Source organism: Stenotrophomonas maltophilia R551-3, assembly GCF_000020665.1.
Taxonomy (GTDB): Bacteria; Pseudomonadota; Gammaproteobacteria; order Xanthomonadales; family Xanthomonadaceae; genus Stenotrophomonas; species Stenotrophomonas maltophilia_L.
This window is the reverse complement of the sequence record NC_011071.1, coordinates 4,364,033-4,388,852: the sequence shown is the minus strand read 5'-3', so window position 1 is coordinate 4,388,852 and position 24,820 is coordinate 4,364,033. Positions and strand designations below refer to the sequence as shown.

The 24,820-nt window shown below is 67.2% G+C and carries 22 protein-coding genes and 1 tRNA gene; 8 read left to right on the top strand and 15 right to left on the bottom strand.

Annotation, left to right across the window (positions count from 1 at the left end; genetic code table 11):
• Positions 1–61 precede the first annotated feature (61 nt).
• Positions 62–964, top strand: coding sequence for a LysR family transcriptional regulator (locus SMAL_RS19795; protein WP_006401534.1), 903 nt, complete (start codon positions 62–64; stop codon positions 962–964).
• Between the two features lie 197 nt (positions 965–1,161).
• Here SMAL_RS19795 and SMAL_RS19790 read toward each other — a convergent pair whose 3' ends face one another.
• Complete coding sequence (locus SMAL_RS19790; RefSeq protein ID WP_012512450.1) at positions 1,162–3,282, bottom strand: methyl-accepting chemotaxis protein; 2,121 nt, start codon at positions 3,280–3,282, stop codon at positions 1,162–1,164.
• Between the two features lie 183 nt (positions 3,283–3,465).
• Here SMAL_RS19790 and SMAL_RS19785 point away from each other — a divergent pair, with 183 nt between their 5' ends.
• Both SMAL_RS19785 and SMAL_RS19780 read left to right on the top strand, forming a co-directional pair.
• Positions 3,466–3,921: an Rrf2 family transcriptional regulator gene (locus SMAL_RS19785; RefSeq protein ID WP_012512449.1), complete on the top strand. Its 456-nt coding sequence runs from the start codon at positions 3,466–3,468 to the stop codon at positions 3,919–3,921.
• Positions 3,911–4,816, top strand: a complete 906-nt coding sequence (locus SMAL_RS19780) for an NAD(P)/FAD-dependent oxidoreductase (RefSeq protein WP_012512448.1) — start codon at positions 3,911–3,913, stop codon at positions 4,814–4,816. The genes SMAL_RS19785 and SMAL_RS19780 overlap by 11 nt, the downstream gene beginning before the upstream one ends.
• Before the next feature lie 151 nt (positions 4,817–4,967).
• Here the strand turns inward: SMAL_RS19780 and SMAL_RS19775 are convergent, their stop codons facing one another.
• The 4 genes from SMAL_RS19775 to SMAL_RS19760 all read right to left on the bottom strand — a co-directional run bounded on the left by SMAL_RS19775 (position 4,968) and on the right by SMAL_RS19760 (position 9,401).
• A complete protein-coding gene (locus SMAL_RS19775) occupies positions 4,968–6,188 on the bottom strand; it encodes an RtcB family protein (protein WP_012512447.1) in 1,221 nt (406 codons plus the stop codon).
• A gap of 56 nt (positions 6,189–6,244) precedes the next feature.
• On the bottom strand, positions 6,245–7,369 hold the full coding sequence (locus SMAL_RS19770) for a slipin family protein (protein WP_012512446.1): 1,125 nt from the start codon (positions 7,367–7,369) through the stop codon (positions 6,245–6,247).
• 357 nt (positions 7,370–7,726) lie between these two features.
• A tRNA-Arg gene (locus SMAL_RS19765) sits at positions 7,727–7,800 on the bottom strand.
• 644 nt (positions 7,801–8,444) lie between these two features.
• The gene (locus SMAL_RS19760) at positions 8,445–9,401 is read right to left on the bottom strand and encodes an aldo/keto reductase (RefSeq protein ID WP_006401335.1); all 957 of its coding nucleotides are present in this window, start codon (positions 9,399–9,401) and stop codon (positions 8,445–8,447) included.
• Positions 9,402–9,570: 169 nt separating this feature from the next.
• Here SMAL_RS19760 and SMAL_RS19755 point away from each other — a divergent pair, with 169 nt between their 5' ends.
• The 3 genes from SMAL_RS19755 (at position 9,571) to SMAL_RS19745 (ending at position 11,398) form a co-directional block, all read left to right on the top strand.
• The gene (locus tag SMAL_RS19755; protein WP_012512445.1) at positions 9,571–10,428 is read left to right on the top strand and encodes a class I SAM-dependent methyltransferase; all 858 of its coding nucleotides are present in this window, start codon (positions 9,571–9,573) and stop codon (positions 10,426–10,428) included.
• A gap of 110 nt (positions 10,429–10,538) precedes the next feature.
• On the top strand, positions 10,539–10,790 hold the full coding sequence (locus SMAL_RS19750; protein WP_232274035.1) for a hypothetical protein: 252 nt from the start codon (positions 10,539–10,541) through the stop codon (positions 10,788–10,790).
• Between the two features lie 68 nt (positions 10,791–10,858).
• Positions 10,859–11,398: a pseudouridine synthase gene (locus SMAL_RS19745; protein WP_041864699.1), complete on the top strand. Its 540-nt coding sequence runs from the start codon at positions 10,859–10,861 to the stop codon at positions 11,396–11,398.
• 147 nt (positions 11,399–11,545) lie between these two features.
• On the opposite strand, the gene SMAL_RS19740 is transcribed toward SMAL_RS19745, so the two are convergent.
• Both SMAL_RS19740 and hrpB read right to left on the bottom strand, forming a co-directional pair.
• Positions 11,546–11,920: a hypothetical protein gene (locus SMAL_RS19740; protein ID WP_006401326.1), complete on the bottom strand. Its 375-nt coding sequence runs from the start codon at positions 11,918–11,920 to the stop codon at positions 11,546–11,548.
• Between the two features lie 201 nt (positions 11,921–12,121).
• Positions 12,122–14,626 carry an ATP-dependent helicase HrpB gene (hrpB, locus tag SMAL_RS19735; RefSeq protein WP_012512442.1) on the bottom strand — a complete coding sequence of 835 codons (2,505 nt, stop codon included), beginning with the start codon at positions 14,624–14,626 and terminating at the stop codon, positions 12,122–12,124.
• Between the two features lie 67 nt (positions 14,627–14,693).
• On the opposite strand from hrpB, the gene SMAL_RS19730 reads away from it, so the two are divergent.
• The gene (locus SMAL_RS19730; protein WP_032973737.1) at positions 14,694–15,491 is read left to right on the top strand and encodes a TatD family hydrolase; all 798 of its coding nucleotides are present in this window, start codon (positions 14,694–14,696) and stop codon (positions 15,489–15,491) included.
• A gap of 66 nt (positions 15,492–15,557) precedes the next feature.
• Here SMAL_RS19730 and SMAL_RS19725 read toward each other — a convergent pair whose 3' ends face one another.
• From SMAL_RS19725 to SMAL_RS19705, 5 genes are all read right to left on the bottom strand, one after another.
• Positions 15,558–16,421, bottom strand: coding sequence for an NAD-dependent epimerase/dehydratase family protein (locus SMAL_RS19725; protein WP_198283160.1), 864 nt, complete (start codon positions 16,419–16,421; stop codon positions 15,558–15,560).
• A 35-nt stretch (positions 16,422–16,456) separates the two neighbouring features.
• Positions 16,457–17,395: a 2-dehydropantoate 2-reductase gene (gene panE / locus SMAL_RS19720; protein ID WP_012512439.1), complete on the bottom strand. Its 939-nt coding sequence runs from the start codon at positions 17,393–17,395 to the stop codon at positions 16,457–16,459.
• Positions 17,396–17,701: 306 nt separating this feature from the next.
• Entirely contained in the window at positions 17,702–18,469 is a 768-nt protein-coding gene (locus tag SMAL_RS19715; protein ID WP_012512438.1) for a hypothetical protein, read from the bottom strand.
• Between the two features lie 359 nt (positions 18,470–18,828).
• A complete protein-coding gene (locus tag SMAL_RS19710) occupies positions 18,829–19,620 on the bottom strand; it encodes an ABC transporter permease (RefSeq protein ID WP_006401065.1) in 792 nt (263 codons plus the stop codon).
• Positions 19,617–20,585: an ABC transporter ATP-binding protein gene (locus tag SMAL_RS19705; RefSeq protein ID WP_006401063.1), complete on the bottom strand. Its 969-nt coding sequence runs from the start codon at positions 20,583–20,585 to the stop codon at positions 19,617–19,619. The genes SMAL_RS19710 and SMAL_RS19705 overlap by 4 nt, the downstream gene beginning before the upstream one ends.
• An 84-nt stretch (positions 20,586–20,669) precedes the next feature.
• Between SMAL_RS19705 and SMAL_RS19700 the strand changes: the two genes are divergently transcribed.
• Positions 20,670–21,419, top strand: coding sequence for a ferredoxin--NADP reductase (locus SMAL_RS19700; protein WP_006401061.1), 750 nt, complete (start codon positions 20,670–20,672; stop codon positions 21,417–21,419).
• Between the two features lie 90 nt (positions 21,420–21,509).
• On the opposite strand, the gene SMAL_RS19695 is transcribed toward SMAL_RS19700, so the two are convergent.
• From SMAL_RS19695 to SMAL_RS19685, 3 genes are all read right to left on the bottom strand, one after another.
• Positions 21,510–22,685, bottom strand: coding sequence for a lytic polysaccharide monooxygenase (locus SMAL_RS19695; protein WP_006401059.1), 1,176 nt, complete (start codon positions 22,683–22,685; stop codon positions 21,510–21,512).
• A gap of 178 nt (positions 22,686–22,863) precedes the next feature.
• The gene (locus tag SMAL_RS19690) at positions 22,864–24,036 is read right to left on the bottom strand and encodes a lytic polysaccharide monooxygenase (RefSeq protein ID WP_012512437.1); all 1,173 of its coding nucleotides are present in this window, start codon (positions 24,034–24,036) and stop codon (positions 22,864–22,866) included.
• 191 nt (positions 24,037–24,227) lie between these two features.
• Positions 24,228–24,755: a DUF1203 domain-containing protein gene (locus tag SMAL_RS19685; RefSeq protein ID WP_012512436.1), complete on the bottom strand. Its 528-nt coding sequence runs from the start codon at positions 24,753–24,755 to the stop codon at positions 24,228–24,230.
• Between the last annotated feature and the right edge of the window lie 65 nt (positions 24,756–24,820).

Below are 24,820 nucleotides of genomic sequence, written 5' to 3'. Positions count from 1 at the left end.
CCTTTGCCGAAAAACCGGTCTTCACGCCAATCACTATTGCCGTGCAGTCAATAATAGGGACATGAAGACCACTCTAGATGAAATGCAGGCGTTCCTTTCGGTGATCGACAGCGGCTCGATCAGTGCCGCCGCCGAGCAGCTGGGGCAGACACCCTCGGGCGTGAGCCGCGCGCTGGGGCGGCTGGAGGACAAGTTGGGGATCACCCTGCTGACCCGTACCACCCGCCGCCTGCACCTGACCGCCGAAGGCGAGGCGTTCCTGCGCCATGCGCGGGCGATCATCGATGCGGTGGAATCGGCCGAGGAACAGATGGCGGCGCGCCGCGAGCGCCCGGCAGGGCGCCTGCGCGTGGATGCGGCGATGCCGTTCGTGCTGCACGTGATCGCGCCGCTGGTGGCCGGCTATCGCGCGCGTTACCCGGAAGTGCAGCTGGAGTTGAACAGTTCCGACCGCTACATCGACCTGCTCGAACGGCGCACCGATCTGGCGATCCGGATCGGCCCGCTGGCCGACTCCACCCTGCATGCGCGGCTGCTGGGCCGCTGCCAGCTGCGGCTGGTGGCCAGCCCGGCCTACCTGGCCAGGCACGGCGAACCGGCCAGCGTCGCCGCACTGGGCCAGCACACGCTGCTCAGCTTCAACGAGCCGGAATCACTCAACCGTTGGCCGCTGCCCGGAGAGTCGGATGGGCTGCTGCTGGTGCGCCCGGATATTGCCGTATCCAGTGGCGAGACGCTGCGCCGGCTGGCGGTGGAAGGCGTGGGCATCACCTGCCTGTCCGACTTCGTCACCGATCGCGACCGCAGCGCCGGCACCCTGGTGCAGGTGCTGGCGGCGCAGACGCTGGATGTGTACCAGCCGATCCATGCGGTGTACTACCGCAACACCGCCGTGTCGTCGCGGATCAGCTCGTTCGTGGATTACCTGGCCGACGCGATGGCGCAGAGCGACTACGTGCGCTGAAGTTGCCGGCCAGCGGCCGGCACTACCGCACGCGCCGGTGGGCGCGGCCGCTCTGGTGGGTGCGGACCGTTGGTCCGCACTGATCCTGCCGTCGCCCGTCCAACGGTCGGGCGCTACCCATGTGGCGGCGGACGCTGCCGGCCTGCGGCCGGCACATCGCACGGGTAGTGCCGGCCGCTGGCCGGCAACCGGATCACTCAGGCCGCACGCGCCAACGCGTCCTTCGCCGCTGTTGTGGTCGACAGATCGAACACATCCACCGCGTCGATCAGTCGGTTCGCCTGTTGTTCCAGGCTGCGTGCGGCGGCACTGGCTTCCTCCACCAGCGCGGCGTTCTGCTGGGTGGTGCCATCCATCTGGATCACGGTCTGGCTGACCTGCTCGATACCCGCGCTCTGCTCCTGCGAGGCCGCCGAAATCTCGGCCATGATGTCGGTCACGCGCTGCACCGATGCCACGATCTCGGCCATGGTGTCACCGGCCTCGCGCACGCGCTGCGCGCCGTGGCCGACCTGCTCAACCGAGGCTTCGATCAATGCCTTGATCTCCTTCGCGGCCGCCGCCGAGCGCTGCGCCAGCGTGCGCACTTCACTGGCGACCACCGCGAAGCCGCGGCCCTGTTCGCCGGCCCGCGCGGCTTCCACTGCCGCGTTCAGCGCCAGGATGTTGGTCTGGAATGCGATGCCATCGATCACGCTGATGATCTCGGCGATCTGCCGTGACGAGGTCTCGATCGCACCCATCGTCGCCACCACTTGGCCGACCACGCTGCCGCCCTGCGAGGCGACCGTGTGCGCGCCGATCGCCAGCTGGTTGGCCTGGCGTGCATGCTCGGCGTTTTGGCGCACGGTGGAGGTCAGTTCTTCCATCGATGCTGCAGTCTCTTCCAGATTGGCCGCCTGCTGCTCGGTACGGCGCGACAGATCATTGTTGCCGGCGGCGATCTCTGCAGCCGCAGTGTGGATGTTGCCGGAGGCGTGCTTGATGTCGGTGACGATGGTCGCCAGCTGCGCGGCAGTGGCGTTGGCATCGCCGGCGATGCGCGCGAACACGCCCTGGAAATCGCCGTGCATGCGCGCGCCGAGGCGACCATCGGCGATCGCACGCAGCATGCTGGAGACCTCGCCGAGGTTCTGCTCGGTGGTCTGCATCAACCGGTTCAAGCCATCGACCATCGCGCGGAAGTCATGCTCGAAGCGCGCGCTGTCGCCACGCTGGCTGAAGTCACCGGCGGCAGCGGCTTCGGCCAGGCGGCGGATCTCGCCATTGATCATGCCGAGATTGACCTTGGCGGTATTCAGCGCGTCGGTGATCACGGCCTTCTCGCCCGGCAGCCGCTCCATGTCCTGGCTGAGGTCACCGATGGCGTAACGGCCCATGATCGCAATCGCGCGCAGCTTTACCTGGATGTGCGCATCGACCAGCGCGTTGCTGTCGGCGACCATTTCGCCGAATGCGCCGGGGAAGGCACTGGCGTCCATGCGGTGGCTGATGGTGCCGGCTTCATGCGCCTGTGCCATCGTGGCCTGCGCATCGAGCACGCCGCGCAGTGTGGACTGCACCGCCTGCATGGCCTGCGCGAGCCGACCGATCTCATCGCGGCTGCGCACCTGCACAACATGCTCCAGATCACCGGCGGCCACTGCGCGCGCAGCGGCCTCCACCGCCAGCACCGGCTGCACCACCGCACGCCGCAGCCACCAGCCCAGCCCCATCAGCAGCAACACGGCGGCCAGCACGGTCAGCGCCGCGCACAGCAGCAGCGTCTGCCGCGCCTGCTGCGAACGGGCCGCTACCGCCGCTTCGGCCACCTGCGTGGCGTGCGTACTCAACGCATCCAGCGCGGTTGCCACCGGGCGGTCCTTGCCGCGCACGAGATTGTCGCCGGCGGCGGGATCGTAGCTGGCCTCGGCGAATGCCTGCAGCGCCGCGTGATAGTCCTGCTGCAGCTGCGCGTGCAGGCCGATGAACGCTTGCGCCAGTTCGCGCGTGCGTGCATCCGGGCTGCTGACCAGGCCCTTGGCCAGCTGTTCGACCAGACGGCCCTCGCTGTCGAAGGCGTCCAGGTGGCGCTGGCGCAACGCGTCGTCGTGGCCACGCAGCAGTACGTTCTTCCATTCCTGCACCTGCCCGCGGAACTCGCGCTGCAGGCGCTCGGCGTCGCGGCTGTGGGCGACTTCGGGCGGAACCTCGGTGGACAGTTTCAACCAGGCGGAGGCGAGGCCGGCCAGAGCACACAGCAGGACCACGGCCAGACCAACGGAAACCGCGCCGAGCAGCTTGGACTGCAGGCGCGGAGCACGGACAGACGCATTCATGTGGAAGGACTCTCGGGAAGGGGCAATGCGGTATCGACCCGATGCGCATACCCTGAAGTGGGATGCGCATCACATTCGCGTTTCGTTTAGTGATGTGAAGAAACTATTTCATAGGACAGATGTGTCCATATGGAACGAAAGCAGACCCTCGACAGAGGAATTAAATGTAACTATTGTCGTTACATGAAATCCGCGAGCCCGCTTTCTGACGCCCTGCATGTGATGGCGCACCTGGTCGGCCATGCCGCACCGCGTACGTCCGAACAGCTGGCGTCGTGCCTGCCGACCCATCCGGTAGTGATCCGCCGCCTGCTGGCGCAACTGCACAGGGCCGGCCTGGTGCGCAGCACGCGCGGCCATGGCGGCGGCAGCGTGCTGGCCCGCGACGCCGCAGCGATCACCCTGCATGACATCTACCTGGCCGTGGGTGCACCGCCGCTGGTGCAGGTCGGTGCCCGCGATTCCGGTGGTGGCTGCCCGATCCAGCAGCTGGTCAACAGCGCCCTGCTCGAAGGCGCGCGCGAGGCGCAGCGGCTGCTTGAGCAGCGCCTGCAGGCGACCACGCTGGACCAGCTCGGCGCCGACTTCGCCCGCCATCTTGCCCATCACCGTTCCCTGGAAGGTCACCATGAATCCTGATGTGCTCATCGTCGGCGGCAGCTATGCCGGCATTGCCGCCGGCCTGATCCTGGCCCGTGCCCGTCGCCCGGTCACCGTCATCGACGCCGGTTCACCGCGCAATCGTTTCGCCAGTCATTCGCACGGGGTGCTGGGGCTGGATGGCATCAGCGGCGCCGAGCTGCTGAAAACCGCGCGCCAACAGCTGCTCGACTATCCCACGGTGCGCTGGGTGCATGCCGAAGTGGAGCACGCCCGCACCACCGCCGAAGGCGTGGAAGTGCGTACCGCCGATGGCCAGGTGCTGGCCGCGCGCAAGCTGCTGCTGGCAAGCGGCATCGCCGACCAGCTGCCGGAACTGCCCGGACTGGCCGAGCGCTGGGGCAGCACTGTGCTGCACTGCCCCTACTGCCACGGCTACGAAGTTGGTGGTGGTGCCATCGGCCTGCTCGGCGGCCATCCGATGTCCGCCAGCAAGGCGCCGCTGTTCGCCGACTGGGGCAACGTCACGTTCTTCAGCATGGGTCTGGAGATCACCGATGAGGAACACGCCGCCATGCAGCAGCGCGGTGTGCGGATCGAGACCTCGCCGGTGCTGGGCGTACACGGCGACCAGCCGACCTGGCTGGAAGTGGAGCTGGCTGACGGCCGCCGTATCGCACAGCGAGCGTTGTTCGTGCCGGCTACCCAGGCGATGGCCACGCCGCTGGTGCAGCAGCTGGGCTGCACATTGGTCGAGAGCCCGCTGGGCGTGTTGATCGAGGTCGACATGATGAAGCAGACCTCGGTGCCGAACGTATACGCCGCAGGCGATGCAACCACCGTCGGCAACATCACGTTGGCCGCTGCCGAGGGCGTGCGCGCGGGGATCGGCGTGCATCATGCGCTGGTGGCCGAGGACAGCGTGCCGCGCTGATCGCTGCACAGGTAGCCGCCGACCTTGGTCGGCGCCTTTGCATCCACGCATGGCGTGGAAGAGCAGTCGAGCAAGCTCGACGCTACGGATCCCGGGCATCCATTCGCCCGTGCCCGTCGAGCAGGTGCCGGCCGAGGCCGGCACCGTTCCATCACCCCTTCACGCACAGCACCTGGCGCAGGGTGTGCACCACGTCGACCAGGTCGAGCTGCGCGGCCATCACATCGTCGATCGACTTGTACGCCGCCGGCGACTCGTCCAGCACGCCGCTGTCCTTGCGGCATTCCACGTGTGCGGTGGCCTCGCGGTGCTGGGCCAGCGTGATCTGCTGGCGCGCAGCGCCACGGCTCATTACCCGGCCGGCACCGTGGCTGCAGCTGTGGAAGCTGTCCGCGTTGCCCTTGCCACGCACGATGTAGCTGCGCGTGCCCATGCTGCCGGGAATGATGCCCAGCTCGCCCTCGCGGGCACTGACCGCGCCCTTGCGCGTCACCAGCAGCTCCTGGCCGTGGTGCGTCTCCTTCTGCACGTAGTTGTGGTGGCAGTTCACCGCCATCGCCGCCAGCTGGAACTTCGGCAGCCGGTGGCGCATCTCGGCCAGCACCCGCGACATCATTGCCTCGCGGTTCTGCCTGGCGTAATCCTGCGCCCACGACACTGCTTCGACGTAGTCATCGAACAGCGGCTCGCCTTCCATGAAGAACGCCAGGTCCTTGTCCGGCAGGTGGAAGCCGAGCACACGGCGCGCAAGTTCTTCGCGCGCCCTCTCGATGAAGTAGGTGCCGATCAGGTTGCCGGTACCGCGAGAACCGCTGTGCAGCATCACCCACACCGTGTCCGTCTCGTCCAGGCACAGTTCGATGAAGTGGTTGCCGCCGCCCAGCGTACCCAGCTGGCGATCCAGCTTGTCGGTACGGATCTTCCGGTGCTTGTCCTTGATGTTCTCCAGGCCGGCGGCCAGCCCGGATTGCACCAACCGGGTATGGATGCTGTCGGGCATGCGGTGGTGCTCGCCGCCGCGCCCATTGCCGACCGGGATGCTGCGCTCGATGCTGTTGCGCAGCTGCCGCAGGTCATCGGGCAGGTCATTGGCACGCAGCGTGGTACGCACGGCGGCCATGCCGCAGCCGATGTCGACGCCGACCGCGGCCGGGATGATCGCACCGCGGGTCGGGATCACCGAGCCCACGGTCGCGCCCTTGCCCAGGTGCACGTCCGGCATCACGGCCACCCACGGCCCGACGAACGGGATCGCGGCGATGTTGCGCAGCTGCTCATGCGCCTGCGCCTCCAGCGGCACACCGTTGACCCAGCCCTTGATCGGCGTGGTGCCCTCGGCGTGCAGCCATTGATAGTTGTGTTGAGTGTCCATGTCTTTGTGTTTGTCCTTGATGGGCCGGCGGCGCGTCCCTGCGCCACCGCGACCCCCTACCTGATCGTCACCAACTGCTTCAGCACGCCATCCAGGCCGCCGAACACGGTGAGCTTGTCGATCTTCTCGGTGACCTTCTCCAGTGCCTCCAGCTCCTTCAAGCGCATCAGCACCGGGTTGTCCTCGATCAGCTTTGCGGTGTTGAGCTGCGAACGCGTGGCGTTGGCCTCCTCACGACGGCGGATCACGCTGGCCTGGGCCTGCTTCTCGGCCAGCACCACACCGTTGAGGATCTCCTTCATCTCACCCGGCAGGATCACGTCCTTGATGCCCACGCCGAGCAAGCGCACGCCGTGGCCCTCGATCGCGGCCTGCACATGCGCGGCGATCTCGCCGTCCAGTGCGGCCTTGTCGCCCAGCAGCTCGTCCAGGCTGCGCGCGGCAATCGCCTGGCGCAGGCCGAACTGCAGCTGCCGGTAGACGAACTCGTCGGCATTGCTGAGCGTGCGGTGTGCACGCACCGGGTCGACCACCTGCACAGTCGCGGCCAGGTTCACCCGCAGGGTCACCTTGTCGCGGCTGAGCAGTTCCTGGCCGGACACGTCCAGCGAACGCGCACGCAGCTCCACACGCTCCACCGACACGTTGCCGTTGAAGTTCCAGAACGCGTGCAGGCCGGCGTCCAGCGTCTGCCGCAGCGTGCCATCGATGAACAGCAGGCCGACCGACTTGCTCGGCACGGTGCTGATCACCGCCACACGCGGCAGCACGCCCAGCTGGCCCAGGCGTTGCTGCACGTCCGCCGCAATGCGCGGCTCGTCACCCAGCGCCATCACGCGCACCTGGGTGTCGACCGAACCCCGCCAGTACAGACGGCGGCTGCCCGGCGGCAGGACTTCATCGATGCGGCCGTTGCGCAGCAACAGGCCGACCTCGCTGGCGCCGACGTTGGCCAGCACGAAGTGCGTGTCCAGTCGTGCGCCCAGCGCCTCGATCAGGCTGTCCTGGTCGTTGCCGGTGTAGGCCGCGCCCTTCGATGCAGTGTGGATGTCCACGTGCGGGCGGCCGCCGAACGGCGACAGGCGGTGCACGCCCGGCAGCAGGATCTGCTGGAAACGACGGTTGCGATACACCAGGCCGCGCTCGCCGTCGCCGATCACGACCTTGATGGTCCAGAACATGGGAGTCTCTCCTTGTATGGCTCTGGTGGTTCGACCCGTTGCGAATGGATCGCCATGACCCGGGTCGATCAGGTCGTGGCGAGGCCGCCTGCACACCACGTGCAGCCAGCGGAAGAGGGCGGCCATCGGCGGACGGTCCGCGCGCGGAGCCTTCGGCGCACCGGCACTGCTGCCATCGTCGTTCCCGGCAGGCAGCACCGGTGCGGAACGTGGCTGGCAGTGGCGGCGGGCCGGGGCCCGGCGTGCGGTCCGTTGCCTTCCACGTTCCTGCCCGCAGGCGACGTCCGTGGACGGCGACGATGGCCGCTGGGGCTTGCGCCCCGGGTGTTGCTTCAAGTCATGACGTGACAGGTCATGTGGTTTGGAGTGGGAATCGAACCCACGACAGACGGATTAGGGATCCGTTGCTCTGACCAAGCTGAGCTATCCAGTTGGGGATCGCGCGGAATCGAACCGCGTACCGGCGAACCGGCGCCTGCTTCCAGCAGGCGATCCAGGCGATGGCATGTCCGCGACCTCCGGCATACGCCACGGCAACGCCGCGCGCACCAGCCCGTGGTGGAAACGGGACCGTTGGAAAATCGAGGGTGCAGGCCACCGACATTATCGCGAGCGATAATGTTTGGGTGCGATGCAGATAATGTCCAGGCGCTGCCGATCGCGCGAAGTAAATCCTTCGACGGGGCAGGAAAAACCTGGCTCAGTGAGCGGCGGGTTGCCGCGCGGGGTGCAGTTCTGGCATCGCGGGTCCTTGTGCCGACGCAAACGAAAACGCCCCCGGGACTTGCGTTCCGAGGGCGTCGTCAAGCCTCGGAGATCGGGGTGGCCGATCTCCGCAGGGCGGGTATCAGGCCGTTGTCAGCTGGTCTTCCTTGCCGAACGCGCGCGCCAGCACGTCCATGCGCAGGCATGGCAGCAGTTTGGCGATGGCGACGGAATGCGCGTTCAAGGAAAGTTTCCATTGGTTGTTGAAACGAGGTGCGCACGATAAACCACGATTTAGTCGCGTGCAACCATTTTGTTCAATTATTTTCTTCGCTGTTGTGCAATGCCGGCCAGCAGCCGGCACTACAACTCAGCCTTCCGCGCTGGCGGCATCCAGCTGTGCGACATCCTGCACGCTCAGCGACACGTTGGCTGCGGCCAACAGATCGTGCAGCTGCTCGACGCTGGTGGCGCTGACGATCGGCGCGGTGATCGATGGTCGCGCGATCTGCCACGCCAGTGCGATCTGCGCAGCGCTGGCGTTGTGCTTGCTGGCCACGTCATCCAGTGCCTGCAGGATGCGCAGGCCACGCGGGTTCAGATAGCGCTTCACCACCGTCTCGCCACGTGCCGGGCTCTTGGCCGCATCGGCCGGCGTGCGGTATTTGCCGCTGAGGAAGCCGCTGGCCAGTGCGTAGTAGCCGATCACGCCGATCTGTTCGCGCTGCACCAGCGGTTCCAGTTCGGTCTCGTAGCCGGCGCGGTCGTACAGGTTGTATTCGGGCTGAAGGGTTTCGTAACGCGGCAGCTTATAGTCGGTGGACACCTTCAGCGCATCGGCCAGGCGCGTGGCGCTGTAGTTGGAGGCGCCGATGGCGCGCACCTTGCCGGCTTCGATCAGGCGGCCGAACGCGGCCAGGGTTGCTTCCAGCGGCGTCGACTCATCATCCTCGTGGGCCTGGTAAAGATCGATGACATCGGTCTGCAGGCGGCGCAGCGAATCCTCGACGGCGGCATTGATGTTGTCCGGGGTCAGGCCGGGGCGCTCGGCCCACTTGGCCACCTTGGTCGCCAGCACCACCTGGTCGCGCTTGCCGCTGCGGGCAAACCACTTGCCGATCAGCGTTTCCGATTCGCCGCCGGCATTGCCCGGCACCCAGGCCGAATACACATCGGCGGTGTCGACCAGGTTGAAGCCGGCATCGACGAAGGCATCGAGCAGGGCGAAGCTGGCCTTCTCATCGGCGCTCCAGCCGAACACGTTGCCACCGAAGGCGAGCGGACGTACATGCAGGCCGGAACGGCCCAGTTCGCGGGTTGCCGTCATGGGCACGGACTCCTTGGGGGAAGTGCTCCAGAATAGAACGCGTTGTGTGACCGCGCTGCGGCGGTGACCACAAAACAGTGTTCCGCGATGCGCACGCAGCTAACGTTTTGTGAACACCTGGGACGCCGCGGCTGCTAGTCTCGCCGCATCTTCCGCTGGAGTCGCTCCGATGATGCCTGCTTCGTCCCTGCGTGGTTGCCGCCTGCTGCTTGCTTCGGCCCTGCTTGCCGCTGTTCCCGCGTTCGCCGCACCGGCCACGGTAGCGCCGGCGAAGATCCAGGTGTCACCGGCCATCGATGCGGCGGTGAAGGCGTCGACCCGTGATGCCAACAACGTCAAGCGCGATGGCTATCGTCATCCGGCGCAGACGCTGTCGTTCTTCAAGGTGGCGCCGGAAAAGACCGTCATCGAGATCACCCCCGGCAACGGCTGGTACTCGGAGATCCTGGCGCCGCTGCTGCACGACAAGGGCCACTACGTTGCCGCCGTGGTCGATCCGATGGCCGTTGCCGAAGGCCGTGGCCGTGACTACCAGCAGCGCAGCCGCGACAGCCTGGAAAAGAAGTACGCCGCTGCGCCGGCCCAGTTCGGCAAGACCGCCGTGGTCGCCTACGATCCGGCCAAGCCGGTGTTCGGCCCGGCCAGTTCAGCCGACGTGGTGCTGACCTTCCGCAACGTGCACAACTGGCGCAAGGCCGGCCAGGCGCAGGGCATGTTCCAGGGCTTCTTCAACGTGCTCAAGCCGGGCGGCGTGCTGGGCGTGGTCGAGCATCGCGCCAAGGCCGATGTGGCCGACGACGATGACACCGGCTATGTCGGCCAGCAGCAGGTGATCGCGATGGCCGAAGCCGCCGGCTTCAAGCTGGACGCGCGCAGCGAGGTCAATGCCAACCCGCGTGACACCAAGGACCACCCGAACGGCGTGTGGACGCTGCCGCCGACCAACCAGCACGACAAGGCCGATGATGCGAAGTACCAGGACATTGGCGAAAGCGACCGCATGACCCTGCGCTTCATCAAGCCGTAAGGGGTGGGCTGGGCCGCAGCCCGGTGAGCACGCAGCGCGGAGTTGGACGGAATGGGTGGCTGCCGGGCAATGCCCGGCGCTGCCGTCAATGGAGTGTCCTGTTGAAGAAAGTGCTGTACTTCGCCTTCGCATTGATGGCGCTGCCGCGGTTGTACGCCTTCGTCTTCCATGCTGGTCACGTGCATGACCTCGTGGCGGCGGCAGGTTTTGCGGTGCTGCTGGTTGGTTGCCTGCTGGACGAACGCGCGCGCAGGACCTGCCCACCGGTAGCGCGGCTGCGGTACCGCGCCAACGCTGCCGCCACGTGCGGCGTCGTGCTGGTGCTTGTTGCGCTGTTGATGGAAAGGAAGGTCTTCGGCTGAGTAGCCGGTGATCGCGGCGGCGATGCGGGAATGGGACAATGCCCCACCTGCCGACTGCCGTGCCCGCAATGCTGATTGCCTTCAACAAGCCCTTCAACGTGCTCTGCCAGTTCACCGACCGCAGCGTGCCGCCGCGGCCGACGCTGGCCGGGTTCGGCCTGCCGCCGCGCGTGTATGCCGCCGGGCGCCTGGACCATGACAGCGAGGGCCTGCTGCTGTTGACCGACAACGGTACGCTGGCGCACAAGCTGACCGACCCGAAGCACAAGGCGGATAAGACCTACTGGGTGCAGGTGGAAGGCATGCCCAGCGACGAACAGCTGCAGCAGCTTCGCACGGGCGTGGTGCTCAATGACGGGCCGACCCTGCCGGCGAAGATCGAGCGCCTCGATCCGGCGCCGTCGCTGTGGACGCGTGATCCGCCGGTTCGCTTCCGCAAGACCGTACCCGACAGCTGGCTGGCGATCACGATCCGCGAGGGCCGCAACCGCCAGGTGCGGCGGATGACTGCGGCGGTGAACCTGCCGACGCTGCGGCTGGTACGCGTGTCGATGGGGCCGTACCGGCTGGACGACCTGCAGCCGGGGCAGTGGCGGCAGATCGGTTGATGCAGAAAGGGCCGGATACCTTCCGGTGTCCGGCCCTCATGTAGCTGATGGGTCAGAGCCCTTCCTGCGGAAGGGATCCGACCCCGGTGGACCTGCAGCTTCAAGGGTCAGATCCCTTCCGCAGGAAGGGCTCTGACCCCGGCAGACTCAGGCGTCGCTGCCGATGTCGCTGTGCTCGTCGACCACGGTGTCGTTGCGGCGGTCGCGCGCATTGATGCGCTGGGCCTGGCCGTTCACCACATGGCCCTGCGCGGCCTTCTTCTTCTGCTGCTTGCGGTACAGCGCATAGCCAAGCAGGCCGACGCCAACGGCTGCGGCAGCCACGGCGACTGCCGGGTTGCGGCGCGCGAACCTGGTCGCGGCCTTGCCGCCAGTCTTCACCGCGCCAATGGCGGCACCGGTCTTGATCCAGTCGGCACTGCGCAGGCTGCCACCGGCGCTCTTGAGGCCGTCGCCGGCGGTGTGGGCCAGCTCCAGGGCGCGCTCCAGAGCGCGGTCGGTGATTACGGTCAGCTTGCTCATGCGGGGGGTCCTTTGCCTCGGGTCGAAGTCCAGTGTCGCGCGTTGCCCGTAAACGGTATGTCAGTCGGGGTCGCACGTGGTGTGACTCTACCGCAGCCATTCAGGATCAGGCAGGGTCCACAGCCGGTAGTGTCGGCCGCTGGCCGGCAACCTCGGAGCACCATGTGGAGAGCATTGCCGGCCAGCGGCCGGCACTACCGGTCAGGTGCCGCGCGGCTTGGCCCGGTGCGTGGCCGTCGCCGTCCACGGATCATCCGGCCACGGATGGCGCGGGTAGCGGCCCTTCATTTCCTTCTTCACTTCGGCATAGGTGTTTTCCCAGAAGTTGCGCAGGTCCTGGGTGACCTGCAGCGGGCGGCCACCGGGCGAGAGCAGGTGCAGGGTGAGCGGCACGCGGCCGTCGGCGATGCGCGGGGTGTCAGCCAGGCCGAACAGTTCCTGCAGCTTCACCGCCAGCACCGGCGGCAGCGGTTCGCCGCTCTCGCTGTCCAGCGCATAGGTGATCGGCCGCTCCAGCCCGGACGGCACGGTGATGCGGGTCGGCGCATGACGCTCGACCAGCTGACGCTGTGACCACTCCAGAGGCGACTTCATCGCTTCGCCGAAGCTGGATTCATCCAGCGCATCCAGTCGCGTCCTGCCGGCGAACGCAGGCTGCAGCCATTGCGCGCGCGTGGCCAGCAGGGCGTCGTCGCTGCAATCGGGCAGGCCGAGCTCGGGCATCCAGCGCCGCAGCGATTCCACCCGTGCCTGCCACTGGCGCAGGCCTTCGGTCCACGGCAAGGCCTGCAGGCCAAGTTCGGCGACCGCATCGGTCAGGGCCTGTGCGGCGTGCTGCGGATCGACCCGGCCGGCCGAGCGGCTGTCCAGCACGATGCGGTCGAAACGGGTCTCGCGCAGTGCCACCAGGGCGCGGCGCTCGCTGTCCCAGCGCACCACGTCTTCTGTGACGAAGCGCTCCGGCCACGCCTTGCGCAGCTGGTCTTCGTCCACCGGTGCTGCACGCAGCAGCAGTGCGTCGCGTGCCTCGAAGCGCAGTTCACTGGCCACAAGCCAGGGTTCGCCGCGCAGGTCACTCAATTCGTGCAGGCGCGTGCTGCGGCCATTGGCCAACAGGTAGCGCAGCGGGTCGCTGGGGTGCTGGAAACCGATGCGGTCGGGGAAGGCGTGTGCGAGCAGGTCACCGAGTTCATGGGCTTCGATGCTGGCCGGCGGTGCGGCATCGCAGCGCAGGCGACGTCGCCACTGTTTGGCGGCGGCATCAATCGCGGCCAGGCCGCTGCGGTTGGCGTCGCCCGGTGCGCGGCCATTGCGGAACGCCGCCAGCGCACGCCAACGCGCCGCCAGCGCGTCACCGCCCTGGCGCAGCGGGTCGCGCGCCTCCAGCAAGGCGGCCAGGTCGGCGGCCAGGGCTTGCGCACGTGCACCGGGCGCCGCCAGCAGCATCGCCGCCATCCGCGGATGCGTACCCAGCGCCAGCACGCGCCGGCCGAGTGCGGTGATCGCGCCGCTGCTGGACAGCGCGCCGAGCCGCTGCAGCAGTTCGCGGGCGGCACCCATCGGGCCGGCCGGTGGCGGATCGAGGAAGCGCAGGTCGCTGCTGCCCCAGGCGGCCAGTTCCAGCGCCAGTCCGGCCAGCTCGACCTGATCGATTTCGGCGCGGCGCTGCGGCTCCAGCCGCTGCGACTGCGGCCACAGCCGCCACGCCACGCCCTCGGCGACACGGCCGGCGCGGCCCGCGCGCTGGTCGGCCGATGCCTGCGCGATGGCCACCACGTCCAGCCGGGTGAAGCCGCTGTTGGGGTCGTAGCGCGGCTCGCGTGCCTGGCCGCTGTCGATCACCACGCGCACGCCGGGCAGCGTCACCGAGGACTCGGCGACGTTGGTGGCCAGTACCACGCGGCGGCGGCCATCACTGGACGCCTGCAATACCCGCGCCTGCTGTTCCACTGGCAGCTCACCGTGCAGAGCCAGCACTTCCACGCCGGCATCCAGCGATTCCTGCAGCCCGGCCTGCACCCGCGCGATCTCGCGCTGGCCGGGCAGGAATACCAGCAGGTCACCGGGATGCTCGGCCAGCGCCTGCTGCACGGCGCGGCGGACCTGCAGCTCCAGCGCCTCGTCGCGGCGCGCCGGGAAATGGCTGACCGTCACCGGGTAGCTGCGGCCCTCGCTGCTCAGGCGCGGCGCATCAAGGAAGCGGGCAAGTCGCTCGCCATCCAGCGTGGCCGACATCACCACCAGGCGCAGGTCCTCGCGTAGCTGCGCCTGCACGTCCAGCGCCAGGGCCAGGCCGAGGTCGCCACTGAGGTGGCGTTCGTGGAATTCATCGAACAGGATCGCGCCGACCGTTTCCAGCATCGGGTCGTCCTGCAGCATGCGGGTCAGGATGCCCTCGGTGACGACTTCAATCCGCGTACGCGCGGAGACCTTGTTCTCGAAGCGGATGCGGTAACCGACGGTGCCGCCCACCTCTTCGCCCAGCTGCCGCGCCATGAACAGTGCGGCGCTGCGCGCTGCCACCCGGCGCGGTTCCAGCATGATGATCTTCCGGTCCTGCAGCCACGGCGCATCGAGCAGGGCCAGTGGCACCTGGGTGGTCTTGCCGGCGCCGGGCGGGGCCTCCAGCACCAGCCGCGGCTGCGTGGCCAGGTGCTGCTGGATCTGCGGCAACAGCGGGGAAATCGGGAAGAGCGGGGCGTTCATGTGCAAAGGATAAAGGGCCACGGCAGCCGCAGGTACAATGCGCGGGCACTTTTCCCCCGCGATGACCATGCACCTGATCGATATCGGCGCCAACCTGACCCACGACTCCTTCGACCGTGACCGCGACGCCGTGCTGGACCGCGCACGGCAGGCCGGCGTGGTGCAGATGGTCATTACCGGCGCCAGCCGCGAGCACTCGCCGCTGGCCGTGCAGCTGGCGCAGCAGCACCCGGGTTTCCTGTATGCCACCGCCGGCGTGCACCCGCACCACGCTGTGGAATACACCGAGGAATGCGATGCCGAGATGCGCGCGCTGCATGCGCACCCGGAAGTGGTGGCGGTGGGCGAGTGCGGGCTGGACTACTTCCGTGACTTCTCGCCGCGCCCGGCCCAGCACCGTGCGTTCGAGCGCCAGCTGCAGCTGGCCGCGGACAATGGCAAGCCCCTGTTCCTGCACCAGCGAGACGCGCATGCCGACTTCATGGCACAGATGAAGAACTTCGAGGGTCGCATCGGCCCTGCGGTGGTGCACTGCTTCACCGGCGAACGCGACGAGCTGTTCGACTACCTGGACCAGGATTGGTACATCGGTATCACCGGCTGGTTGTGCGACGAACGCCGTGGCGCGCACCTGCGCGAACTGGTGAAGAACATCCCGGCCAACAGGTTGATGATCGAGACCGACGCACCGTACCTGCTGCCGCGCACGTTGAAGCCGATGCCGAAGGACCGCCGCAACGAACCGATGTTCCTCTCGCACATCGTCGAGGAACTGGCGCGCGATCGGGGCGAAGACGTGGCGGTAACCGCAGCCAATGCGACTGCGGCGACGCGTACGTTCTTCCACCTGCCCGACGCGGGTTGATCGGGTAGTGCCGGCCGCTGGCCGGCAGCACATCTTGATTGCCGGCCAGCGGCCGGCACTACCGCATCAGATGCCGCAAGGTTGCGAAGCGGCCAGCGCCCGCAGCCCTTCCCGATACGTCGGGAAGCTCGGCTCCCAGCCCAGTGCCCCGCGCGTACCGGTGCTGTCGATGCGCTTGCTGCTCTCGTAGAAGCGCCGCAGCGTCGGGCTTACTGCCGGGTCATCCCACGCCATTGCAGGCGGCATCGCGAAGCCGCCCAGCTGCGCGGCATATGCGAGCACATCCTGCGGCGGTGCGGGTTCGTCGTCGCTGGGCAGGTACAGGCCATTCAAGGCGGGTCGCCGCATCGCGGCGATGATCACCGCCGCCAGATCCTGCACGTGCAGGCGGTTGAATACCAGCCCAGGACGCACTACGTGGCGCGCACGTCCCTGCGCCAGCTGCAGCAGCGCATTGCGCCCCGGTCCATACAGTCCGGGCAGGCGGAATACTGCCGAGGCGATACCGCGCTGCTCCGCCAGCGCACGCCACTGGTCCTCGGCGCGTCTGCGTTGCATGCCGGTCGTTTCAGTGGCATCGGCCACGCTGGTTTCGTTGATCCAGCCGCCGGCCCGATCGGCATAGACCGACGTGGATGACAGATAGCCCACCCAGCGAAGTGCCGGACTTTCCTGCAGTGCCGGCAGCAGCAGACTCAGCGCCGGGTCACCCTCGGCGTCGGGCGGCACGCTGCACAGCACGGCCTCGGCCTGCGCGATCTCATCAAGCAGGGCCGTCGATGGCGTGGCGTCGGCGCGTAGCTGATGGCGCAGCAGCCCATCGTGCGGTGCCGACGCGGGGTCGCGCACCGTGCCGACCACACGTACGCCCAACGCCTGCAGATGCGTGGCCAGCACGCATCCGCTCCAGCCCATGCCGAGGATCAACATCCGTGTGGGCAGGGCGCTGGCCTGCATCGTGTCGCTCACGCGGCGCGCAGTGCCTGGTAGGCCTGCAGGCTGCTGTAGGCGACCTGCAGCAACAGGCCTTCCTGGTCGGCCTTGCGCGCGCGCGCCAGCATGTCGCCGACGATCTGCGCGGCTTCCACCTGCTGGCCGGCTTCCAGATCACGCAGCATCGAGGCCTTCAACGCCGAACCGGCCTGGGTCAGGGTGCCGCGGGCGGTGTCCTGCGCGGCATCGGGAATCGGCTCACCGGCGGCTTCGGCCACGGCCAGGCACTCGTCGTACAGGCCACGCACGATCGCCTCGCCATCATCGGTGGCGACGATGCTGCCGATATCCGCGCGCAGCAGGCAGGTGGCGGCGGCCAGCGCGGTCAGGAAGGTGTACTTGATCCACTGTTCCTGGCCGATATGCTCGCTGGCCAGGTGATCGAGGTTGGCCTGCGCACAGGCGGCGGCGAAGGCACGCACGCGCGTGGAGATCGCACCGCCATCGCGTTCGCCGAAGGTGAGCTTGGCCGGCTTGCCCAAGTGCAGCACGGCGCCGTCGGGGGCCTTGGTGGCACTGATGAAGCACAGGCCGCCGAGCACGGCGTCGCGGCCGAAGCGCAGGTCCAGCGCGTTGTAGTGATGCAGGCCGTTGAGGATCGGCAGCACGGTGGTGTTCGCACCGACTGCCGGCGCGATGGCATCGATCGAGCTGTCCAGGTCGTAGGCCTTGCAGCTGAGGATGACCAGATCGAACGGCTTCTGTGCGGCAAGCGCGGGCAGGGCGTCGGCGGTGACGTGCTGCACCGGGAAGCTGGCGTCGCCGAGCGGACTGCGGATGACCAGGCCGTCGCGGTCCAGCTGGGCGGCGCGTGCGGGGCGCACCAGGAAGGTCACGTCCACGCCAGCCTGAGCCAGGCGACCGCCGAAGTAACCGCCGGTACCGCCGGCGCCGAGGATCAGGATGCGCATTGCACGTTCACCGTTTTCTGGGGAATCAGGAGTGCGATTGTGCCGGAGATTGCGGCCAACGGCGGAGCCCCTCGTGGTGGTTCGCGGAAAGCACTGTTCATTGGGGTAGGCCGGGCGGGTAGGCCGCGCAGGGGACGCTGCAAGTACGTCCCTGTAAGCTCGGTCGCCGCATCCATGCGGCTCACGCCCCTGCGCAACCTACCCGCCCGGCCACGGACATGTTCCGGGCGCGGCCACCACGGAAAACAGATCAAAAGCGAAGGCGGAAGCGGGTCGCTCGCTGCGCTCGCTCGTGTGGAGCGGTGCTCAGGGCAGCTGTTCGCTGAAGTCTTCGGTGTAGCCCAATAGCAGTGTGGTGCGGGTGGCCAGCGTTGCAGCCAGTTGTGCCCACGTGTCGTGCGTTCCGGCAGCGTAGACGCGCTGAAGGTCAGCGACCAACGCGTGCGTTTCTGCAAGTGACGGTGCGCGGTCGCGCTGGAAGCCGAGCCACGACGCACCGAGTCCGAACAGGCGGTAGCCGTATCGCTGCTGAAGGTGCCGGATCAGGGCGTGGTTCTGGAAGAGGTCCCAGTCCGCGCTGAAGTAGCCGTTGGGCACGGTGGCAATCAGCAGGTCATCGCGGGCCACGGGTACCTGCTGCACGCAGACCACGTCATCGATGATGAGATCCGGCTTCGCATTGGCGGCGACCAGCGCCTCGATGTCCTCGCCGCTGCACATCAACGTACCCGCCAGCGCTGTCCACTGCAGCCGATGCGTGGAATGCTCAAGCTGCGCGACGACGTGCGCCAGCAACCGCCCGCGTGCCGCCAACGCATCTTCCGGCGTCGCCGGGTCTTCGTCCTCGTACAGCGCGATGCGTTCGTCATCGGACGCGTGCATGCTGGTGTAGCGGCACTGGCCGACATCGTCGAGCGTGCATAGATAACGATGAAGGGGATCAGCCGCCTGCAGCGAGGCCAGGCAACCGAGCACCTCATCCAGCGTAGGCGAATCGCTCAGCAGGACGTGGCTGAACGCATCGATCGGACCATCCGACACGGCCTTGTCCAACGGAATGGAAGTGATCTTCATCGCCACAGCCTAGCCGTAATCCGAAACGAAAAGAGCCAAGCATCGGCTTGGCTCTACAGGAACGCTTCATCCACGCATGGCGTGGATCTACCGTGTCGACCAAGGTCGACACCTACCAGCAGCAGCGGAGAACGCTGTCCCGACAGATCGCAGAAACCTGTCGAAGGCGGGGTGGGTCCGGTTGCGGGGGCGTGAGCCGCATGGATGCGGCGACCGAGCTTACATGGACGTACTTGCAGCGTCCCCCGCAACCGGATCCACCCCGCCAACCCACGGAATGCCAGCTTTTGACGTTGCCGTAGAAGTTGACGTTGACGTTGATTCGGCGGGTGCAGGGCCGCAGGCCCTGCAGGCAACCCTCAGCTGCGCATGCCCACGCCGCGACGCAGCAGCCACAGCGCCAGCGCCGTCAGCACCACCACGAAGCCGATCATCAGCGCATACGCCACCACCACCGGCACATCGCTGCTGCCCAGCAGGCCATAGCGGAACGCATTGACCATGTAGAAGATCGGATTCGCATGCGTCGCCGCCTCGGCCCAGCCCGGCAGCAGCTTCACCGAATAGAACACGCCACCCAGATAGGTCAGCGGGGTCAGGATGAAGGTCGGCACGATCGCCACGTCATCGAACTTCTTCGCGTACACCGCATTGATGAAGCCGGCCAGCGAGAAGATCGTCGCACCCAGGATCACCGTGGTCAGCGTCACCAGCGGATGCGGAATGCGCACCGGGGTGAAGAACATCGCGATGATCAGCACGATCACGCCCACCATCAGGCCTCGCAGCACCGCACCGGCCACATAGCCCCACAGGATCACCCAGTTCGGCATCGGGCTGACCAGCAGCTCTTCCACGTGGCGGCCGAACTTGGCGCCGAAGAACGAGGAGCTGATGTTGCCGTAGCTGTTCTGGATCACGCTCATCATCACCAGGCCCGGCACGATGAACTGCATGTAGCTGTAGCCGCCCATGTCACCCACGCGCGAGCCGATCAGGCCGCCGAAGATCAGGAAGTACAGGGTCATGGTGATCGCAGGCGGTACCAGGGTCTGGCCCCAGATGCGCATGATGCGGGCGACTTCGCGGCGCACGATGGTCATCAGTGCGACGCGGTTGCGCTGGCCGTCGGTCAGCTCGGTGGTGCTCATGCGGGTTTCTCCAGGTTGCCGGTGAGGCGCACGAACAGCTCCTCCAGGCGGTTGCTCTTGGTACGCATCGAACGCACGCGGATACCGGCCTCGTTGAGCGTGGCGAACACGCGGTTGAGGTCCATCGCGCGCGGCATGTCGATGTCCAGCGTGTGCGGGTCCGGCGCGGTCAGCGTCGCTCCCTCGATCACCGGCAGCTGCGCCGGCAGGTCACCGTCGATGTCCAGCAGGAAGCCTTCCACGTCCAGCTTGGCCAGCAGGGTGCGCATCGGCCCCTGCTCGACGATCTGGCCGTGGTTGATGATCGCCAGGTGGCGGCACAGGTACTCGGCTTCTTCCAGATAGTGCGTGGTGAGGATGATCGTGGTGCCGGCGGCATTGATCTCCTTCAGCACGCGCCACATGTCGCGGCGGATCTCGATGTCCACGCCGGCGGTCGGCTCGTCCAGGATCAGCAGGCGCGGGCGGGTCATCATCGCGCGGGCGATCATCAGCCGGCGCTTCATGCCGCCGGACAGCGTGCGGCTCATCACCTGCGCCTTTTCCCACAGGTGGGCGCGCTTGAGTTCCTCTTCGGCACGCTGCTCGGCTTCCTCGCGCGGCACGCCATAGAAACCGGCGTAGTTCACCAGGATGTCGAAGGGCTTTTCGAACAGGTTGAAGTTGATTTCCTGCGGCACCAGCCCGATCAGGCGCATGGTGGCGCTGCGGTTGCGCACCAGGTCGCTGCCGAACACTTCCACCTGGCCCTCGCTGAGGTTGACCAGGGAGCTGATGATGCCGATCAGGGTGGACTTGCCGGCACCGTTGGGGCCGAGCAGGGCGAAGAAGTCGCCCGGGGCCACTTCCAGGGAAACCCCCTTCAGGGCCTGGGTGCCGTTGTCATAGGTCTTGCGCAGGTCGCGCACGCGCAGGGCGGGCGCCGTATCGTTCAGGGAAGCCAAGCTCGAAGCCTTCGCGCCCATGGGCTGGCGCTGGAGAGGGGCGGGGAGGGGCTATTATAGAAGACCCCGAGGGCTTGCCCCGGCTACACACTGTCCCGAAAAGTCGTGCCTGTTCAATTCCCCCTCAAGCTGGTCGGCTGCCGCATGCTGGCCCCGACCGTCGGCCACTACCAGTTCGTGCGTGACGATGGGCAGCCGCTGGATTTCCAGCCCGGCCAGTTCATCCAGGTCCATTTCAGCTACGCCGACGGCACCGAAACCAAGCGCAGCTACTCGCTGGCGACCATCCACGACCACGCGCTGGGCCCGGGCGAGGCGGTGGATATCGCGGTCAGTTTCGTACCCGGCGGCGCCGCCACGGCCCTGTTCGAGGCACTGCAGCAGGGCGGCCAGATCAGCGCGTCCGGCCCCTACGGCCGCTTCTGCCTGAATCCCGGTGACCACAACGCCCGTTACCTGCTGATTGCCACCGGTACCGGCGTCACCCCGTACCGCTCCATGCTACCGCTGCTGGAAAAGGCCATGGCCGAGCGCGGTGTGCAGATCGTGCTGCTGCAGGGCGCGCGCAGCCCGGGTGAGCTGCTGTACAGCGAAGACTTCTACAGCTTCGCCGAAAAGCATCCGAACTTCCGCTATGTGCCGTGCCTGTCGCGCGAACTGCCGGCCGATCCGCACCCGGACGTGCAGCACGGCTACGTCCAGCAGGCGCTGTCCGGCTTCACCCCGGACCCGGCCACTGACATCGCCTATCTGTGCGGCAACCCGGACATGGTCGATGCCTGTGCCGAGCTGCTCAAGGCCGCGGGCCTGGGCAACCCGCAGATCCGCCGCGAGAAGTACGTCAGCAGCAAGTAAGCCAGGGTAGTGCCGGCCGCTGGCCGGCAACCCCATGGCGCCTTGAAATGCTCACCGGAGGCGGCATCACGCCGCCCCCGGTGCCCTGCCTCAGTACGCGATCCAGGCGTCGCGCCAGGCAAAGCCGGTACCCGGGCGGTAGGCATCGGCGTTGATGTTGCACCATGCACCTTCCGGGAACGGGCGGCAGGCATACAGCTTGCCGTCGGTGCCCTTCACCACGGTCTCGCCCGGCTTGTAGCTGCCGAGGCCGGCCGGATACACGAAGTCGAAGTCGCCGCCCGGCGGATCGACCGGATCGATCGGGCCCGGACCGGGTACCTGGGTTTCCAGCTGGAAGCGGTTGCCCGGCTTCAGGTACACGCGGTTGTCGGTGGCCGAGGCGACCGGCGTGATCACGCCGTTCTTCATCACACCCACGCGCGCGTGCTGTGCGCTGGCGTTGACCTTGCGGGCCAGGGCCAGCGGCCACTGCGTCGGGCTGGTCTGGCCAGCGGCCAGCTTGGTTTCCACGCGCTCCAGGTCGTTGCCGTTGGCATTGAACACACGCAGGGTCACGGTGCTGTCCACGTCCAGTGCGCCATTGGCGGTCACCGCGCCGGCATCCTGCCACTGCGGCGGCGGAACCACGCCACCGCCACCTTCGAAGCGCACGTCCATGCAGGTGTAGAACGCTTCCTGCGAATCCGAGCGCTGCCAGGTGTTGTAGATGATGTGCTGGCCACTGCGCTTGGGCAGCGGGCAGTCCAGCTTGTAGACACCGCCTTCGGACAGCGGCACGTTGCCCAGGGTGCAGAATTCCTGCAGGTCGGCCCAGCGCAGCGGGCTGCCCGGCTGCCAGCCGTCACGGGTCACGTAGAACTTCCACTCTCGGGTGGCGTGCGGCGCCGGCGCCAGGAACTCGAAGGTGTAGCGGCCACGCGAATCGGCGCGCACCGGCGTGGTCGGCCAGTCGCTGCGATTCAGATCGAGGCCGCGGTACTTGGGGATGCTGGCGCTGCACAGCTCGCCATCGCGCACCAGGTCGCGGTGGTTGCCATTGGCGTTGCCATGCGCGATCGCGCTCCAGTCATAGAACGGCTGCGCGCCGCCGATGGCCTTGGCCGCGGCACAGGCCGGGTTGGTCGGGTTTTCCGGATTGCCTTCGTGGCACTGCTTCACGCGGCTGAGCGGCTTGGACATGGTGCCGTGGGCGAGGGCGCTGCCGGACAAGGCCAGGCCGGCAACGACGGACAGAGCGAGGACTGCCCGGTGGGACAGGTGCATGCAGGAACTCCTTTGCGAAGTGTTGGAAACCTCGCGCAGTCTTCACATGCAGGGCCGTCGGCAACATCGGACAAGTTTGAAATCGATGAAGGCCGTGATCGATCTGCAACACGGTGCTCACTGTGCCGCCATCCGGGCGAAAGGCGGTGCACTGTGCACCGCCTCCCGCATCACTGCCTCAGTACGCGATCCACGCATCACGCCAGGCCGCGCCTGCACCCGGCCGATAGGCTTCGGCGTTGACGTTGCACCATGCACCTTCCGGGAACGGGCGGCAGGCGTACAGCTTGCCATCGCTGCCCTTCACCACGGTCTGGCCCGGCACGTAACTGCCGATGCCGGCGGGGTATACGTGGTCGAAATCGCCGCCCGGTGACGGCGTGCCCGGGTCCGGCACCTTGGTGTCGAGCTGGAAGCGGTTGCCGTTCTTCAGGTACACGCGATTGTCGGTGGCCGAAGCGGAGGGCGTGATCACGCCGTTGTTGAGCACGCCCACGCGCGCATGCTGGGCACTGGCATTGACCTTGCGGGCCAGCGCCAACGGCCATTGCGCGGCCGCGGTCTGGCCGTTGGCCAGGATCGCTTCCACGCGTTCGACATCATTGCCGTTGGCATTGAACACGCGCAGCGCCAGGGTCGTGCCAACCGGCAGCTCGCCGCGCGCGGTGACCGGGCCGGCGTCCTGCCACTGCGCTGCCGGCGGGGTGCTGCCGCCGCTTCCTTCAAAGCGCACGTCCATGCAGGTGTAGAACGCTTCGGTCGAATCCGAGCGCTGCCACGTGTTGTAGATCACATGCTGGCCACTGCGCTGCGGCAGCGTGCACTGCAGCTTGTAGGTGCCATCGGCCGACAGCGGCGTGTTGCCCAGCGTGCAGAATTCCTGCAGGTCGGCCCAACGCAATGGGCTGCCCGGTTGCCAGCCGTCGCGGGTGACGAAGAAGCGCCAGTCGCGCGTGGCATGTGGTGCGGTTGCCTTGAATACGAAGGTGAACTTGCCGTTGGCGTCTGCCTGGATCGGAGTGGTCTGCCAGTCGCTGCGGTTCACATCCAGCCCGCGGAAGGTCGGGTTGTTGCCGCTGCACAGCTTGCCGTCGGGCACTACGGCCTGGTGGTTGCCGTTGGCGTTGGCCTGATTGATGCCGTTCCAGTCGTAGAACGCCTGCGAACCACCGACGGCCTTGGCGGCGGCGCACGCGGGGTTGGTCGGATTCTCCGGGTTGCCCTGGAAACAGGCATAGACGCGGCTGATCGGCGTGGTCATGGTACCGTGGGCGAACGCGCTGCCTGCCAGGCAGAGGCCCGCAGCGGCGAACGAGGTGGCCAGCAACAGCGGTGTGGATCGGAATGACATGGCGCTTCCTTGTGGTCGTCGAAAGAGAACGGTGACCGCAGGAGCTGCGCTGCACGGCGGACTTTCGGCGGCACCACGGCGAGTATCGAGTCGCGATGCAGGCTGAGGAACCACGGAAGCGCCGATCCGTGACTGTGGGTGTGAAGCCCTTCCCGCCAGCTTCACGTGGGGCTGAACGTATGCGTTGGCGGTCACGCGACAGGCGTGGCATCGATCACGTCGTGGAGAACCTGCTGGGCAATCTCGCGGTCGATCCGATCGGCCTGGCATGAAAAGCAGCCATGTGCCGCGTTGTGCAACTGGACGAAGGCCACCGCTGGGTCGGCGAACAGGGTGTCCAGCTGCGTGGCGACGTCGGTGCCGGCGCAGACCTGCGCAGCCAGCATCAGCGCAGCGTGGTCATAGGCGCGCAGCGAGATCATCCGCCGTTGCACATAGGGAGGTACCTCGCCCGCTGGCAGCACGCAACGGGTCACCCCGCGCTGCACGAAGATCGGACCGGAGGCGTGATAGGGAGAGTGCAGGGGCAGATGGACATGCGACAACAGCAGCAGTTCGCTGCCACTGGGTGGATCGCTCAGGCTGATCCGGCAGGGATGGCCGCCGCTCTCGCCGGCCCAGCGACGCTGGATGCCCAGCGCTGCGAGTTCGCGCTCACTTTTCTCGAACAGGTGCTGGAAGGGGCGGTGGTCGAGGCCACCGAGGTACCAGGTGTGCATGGAGGTCTCCTTGGATTTCCTACGGAGTCTGCGCATGCGTCGCCGGACCTGCTCGCCGTTTTCCG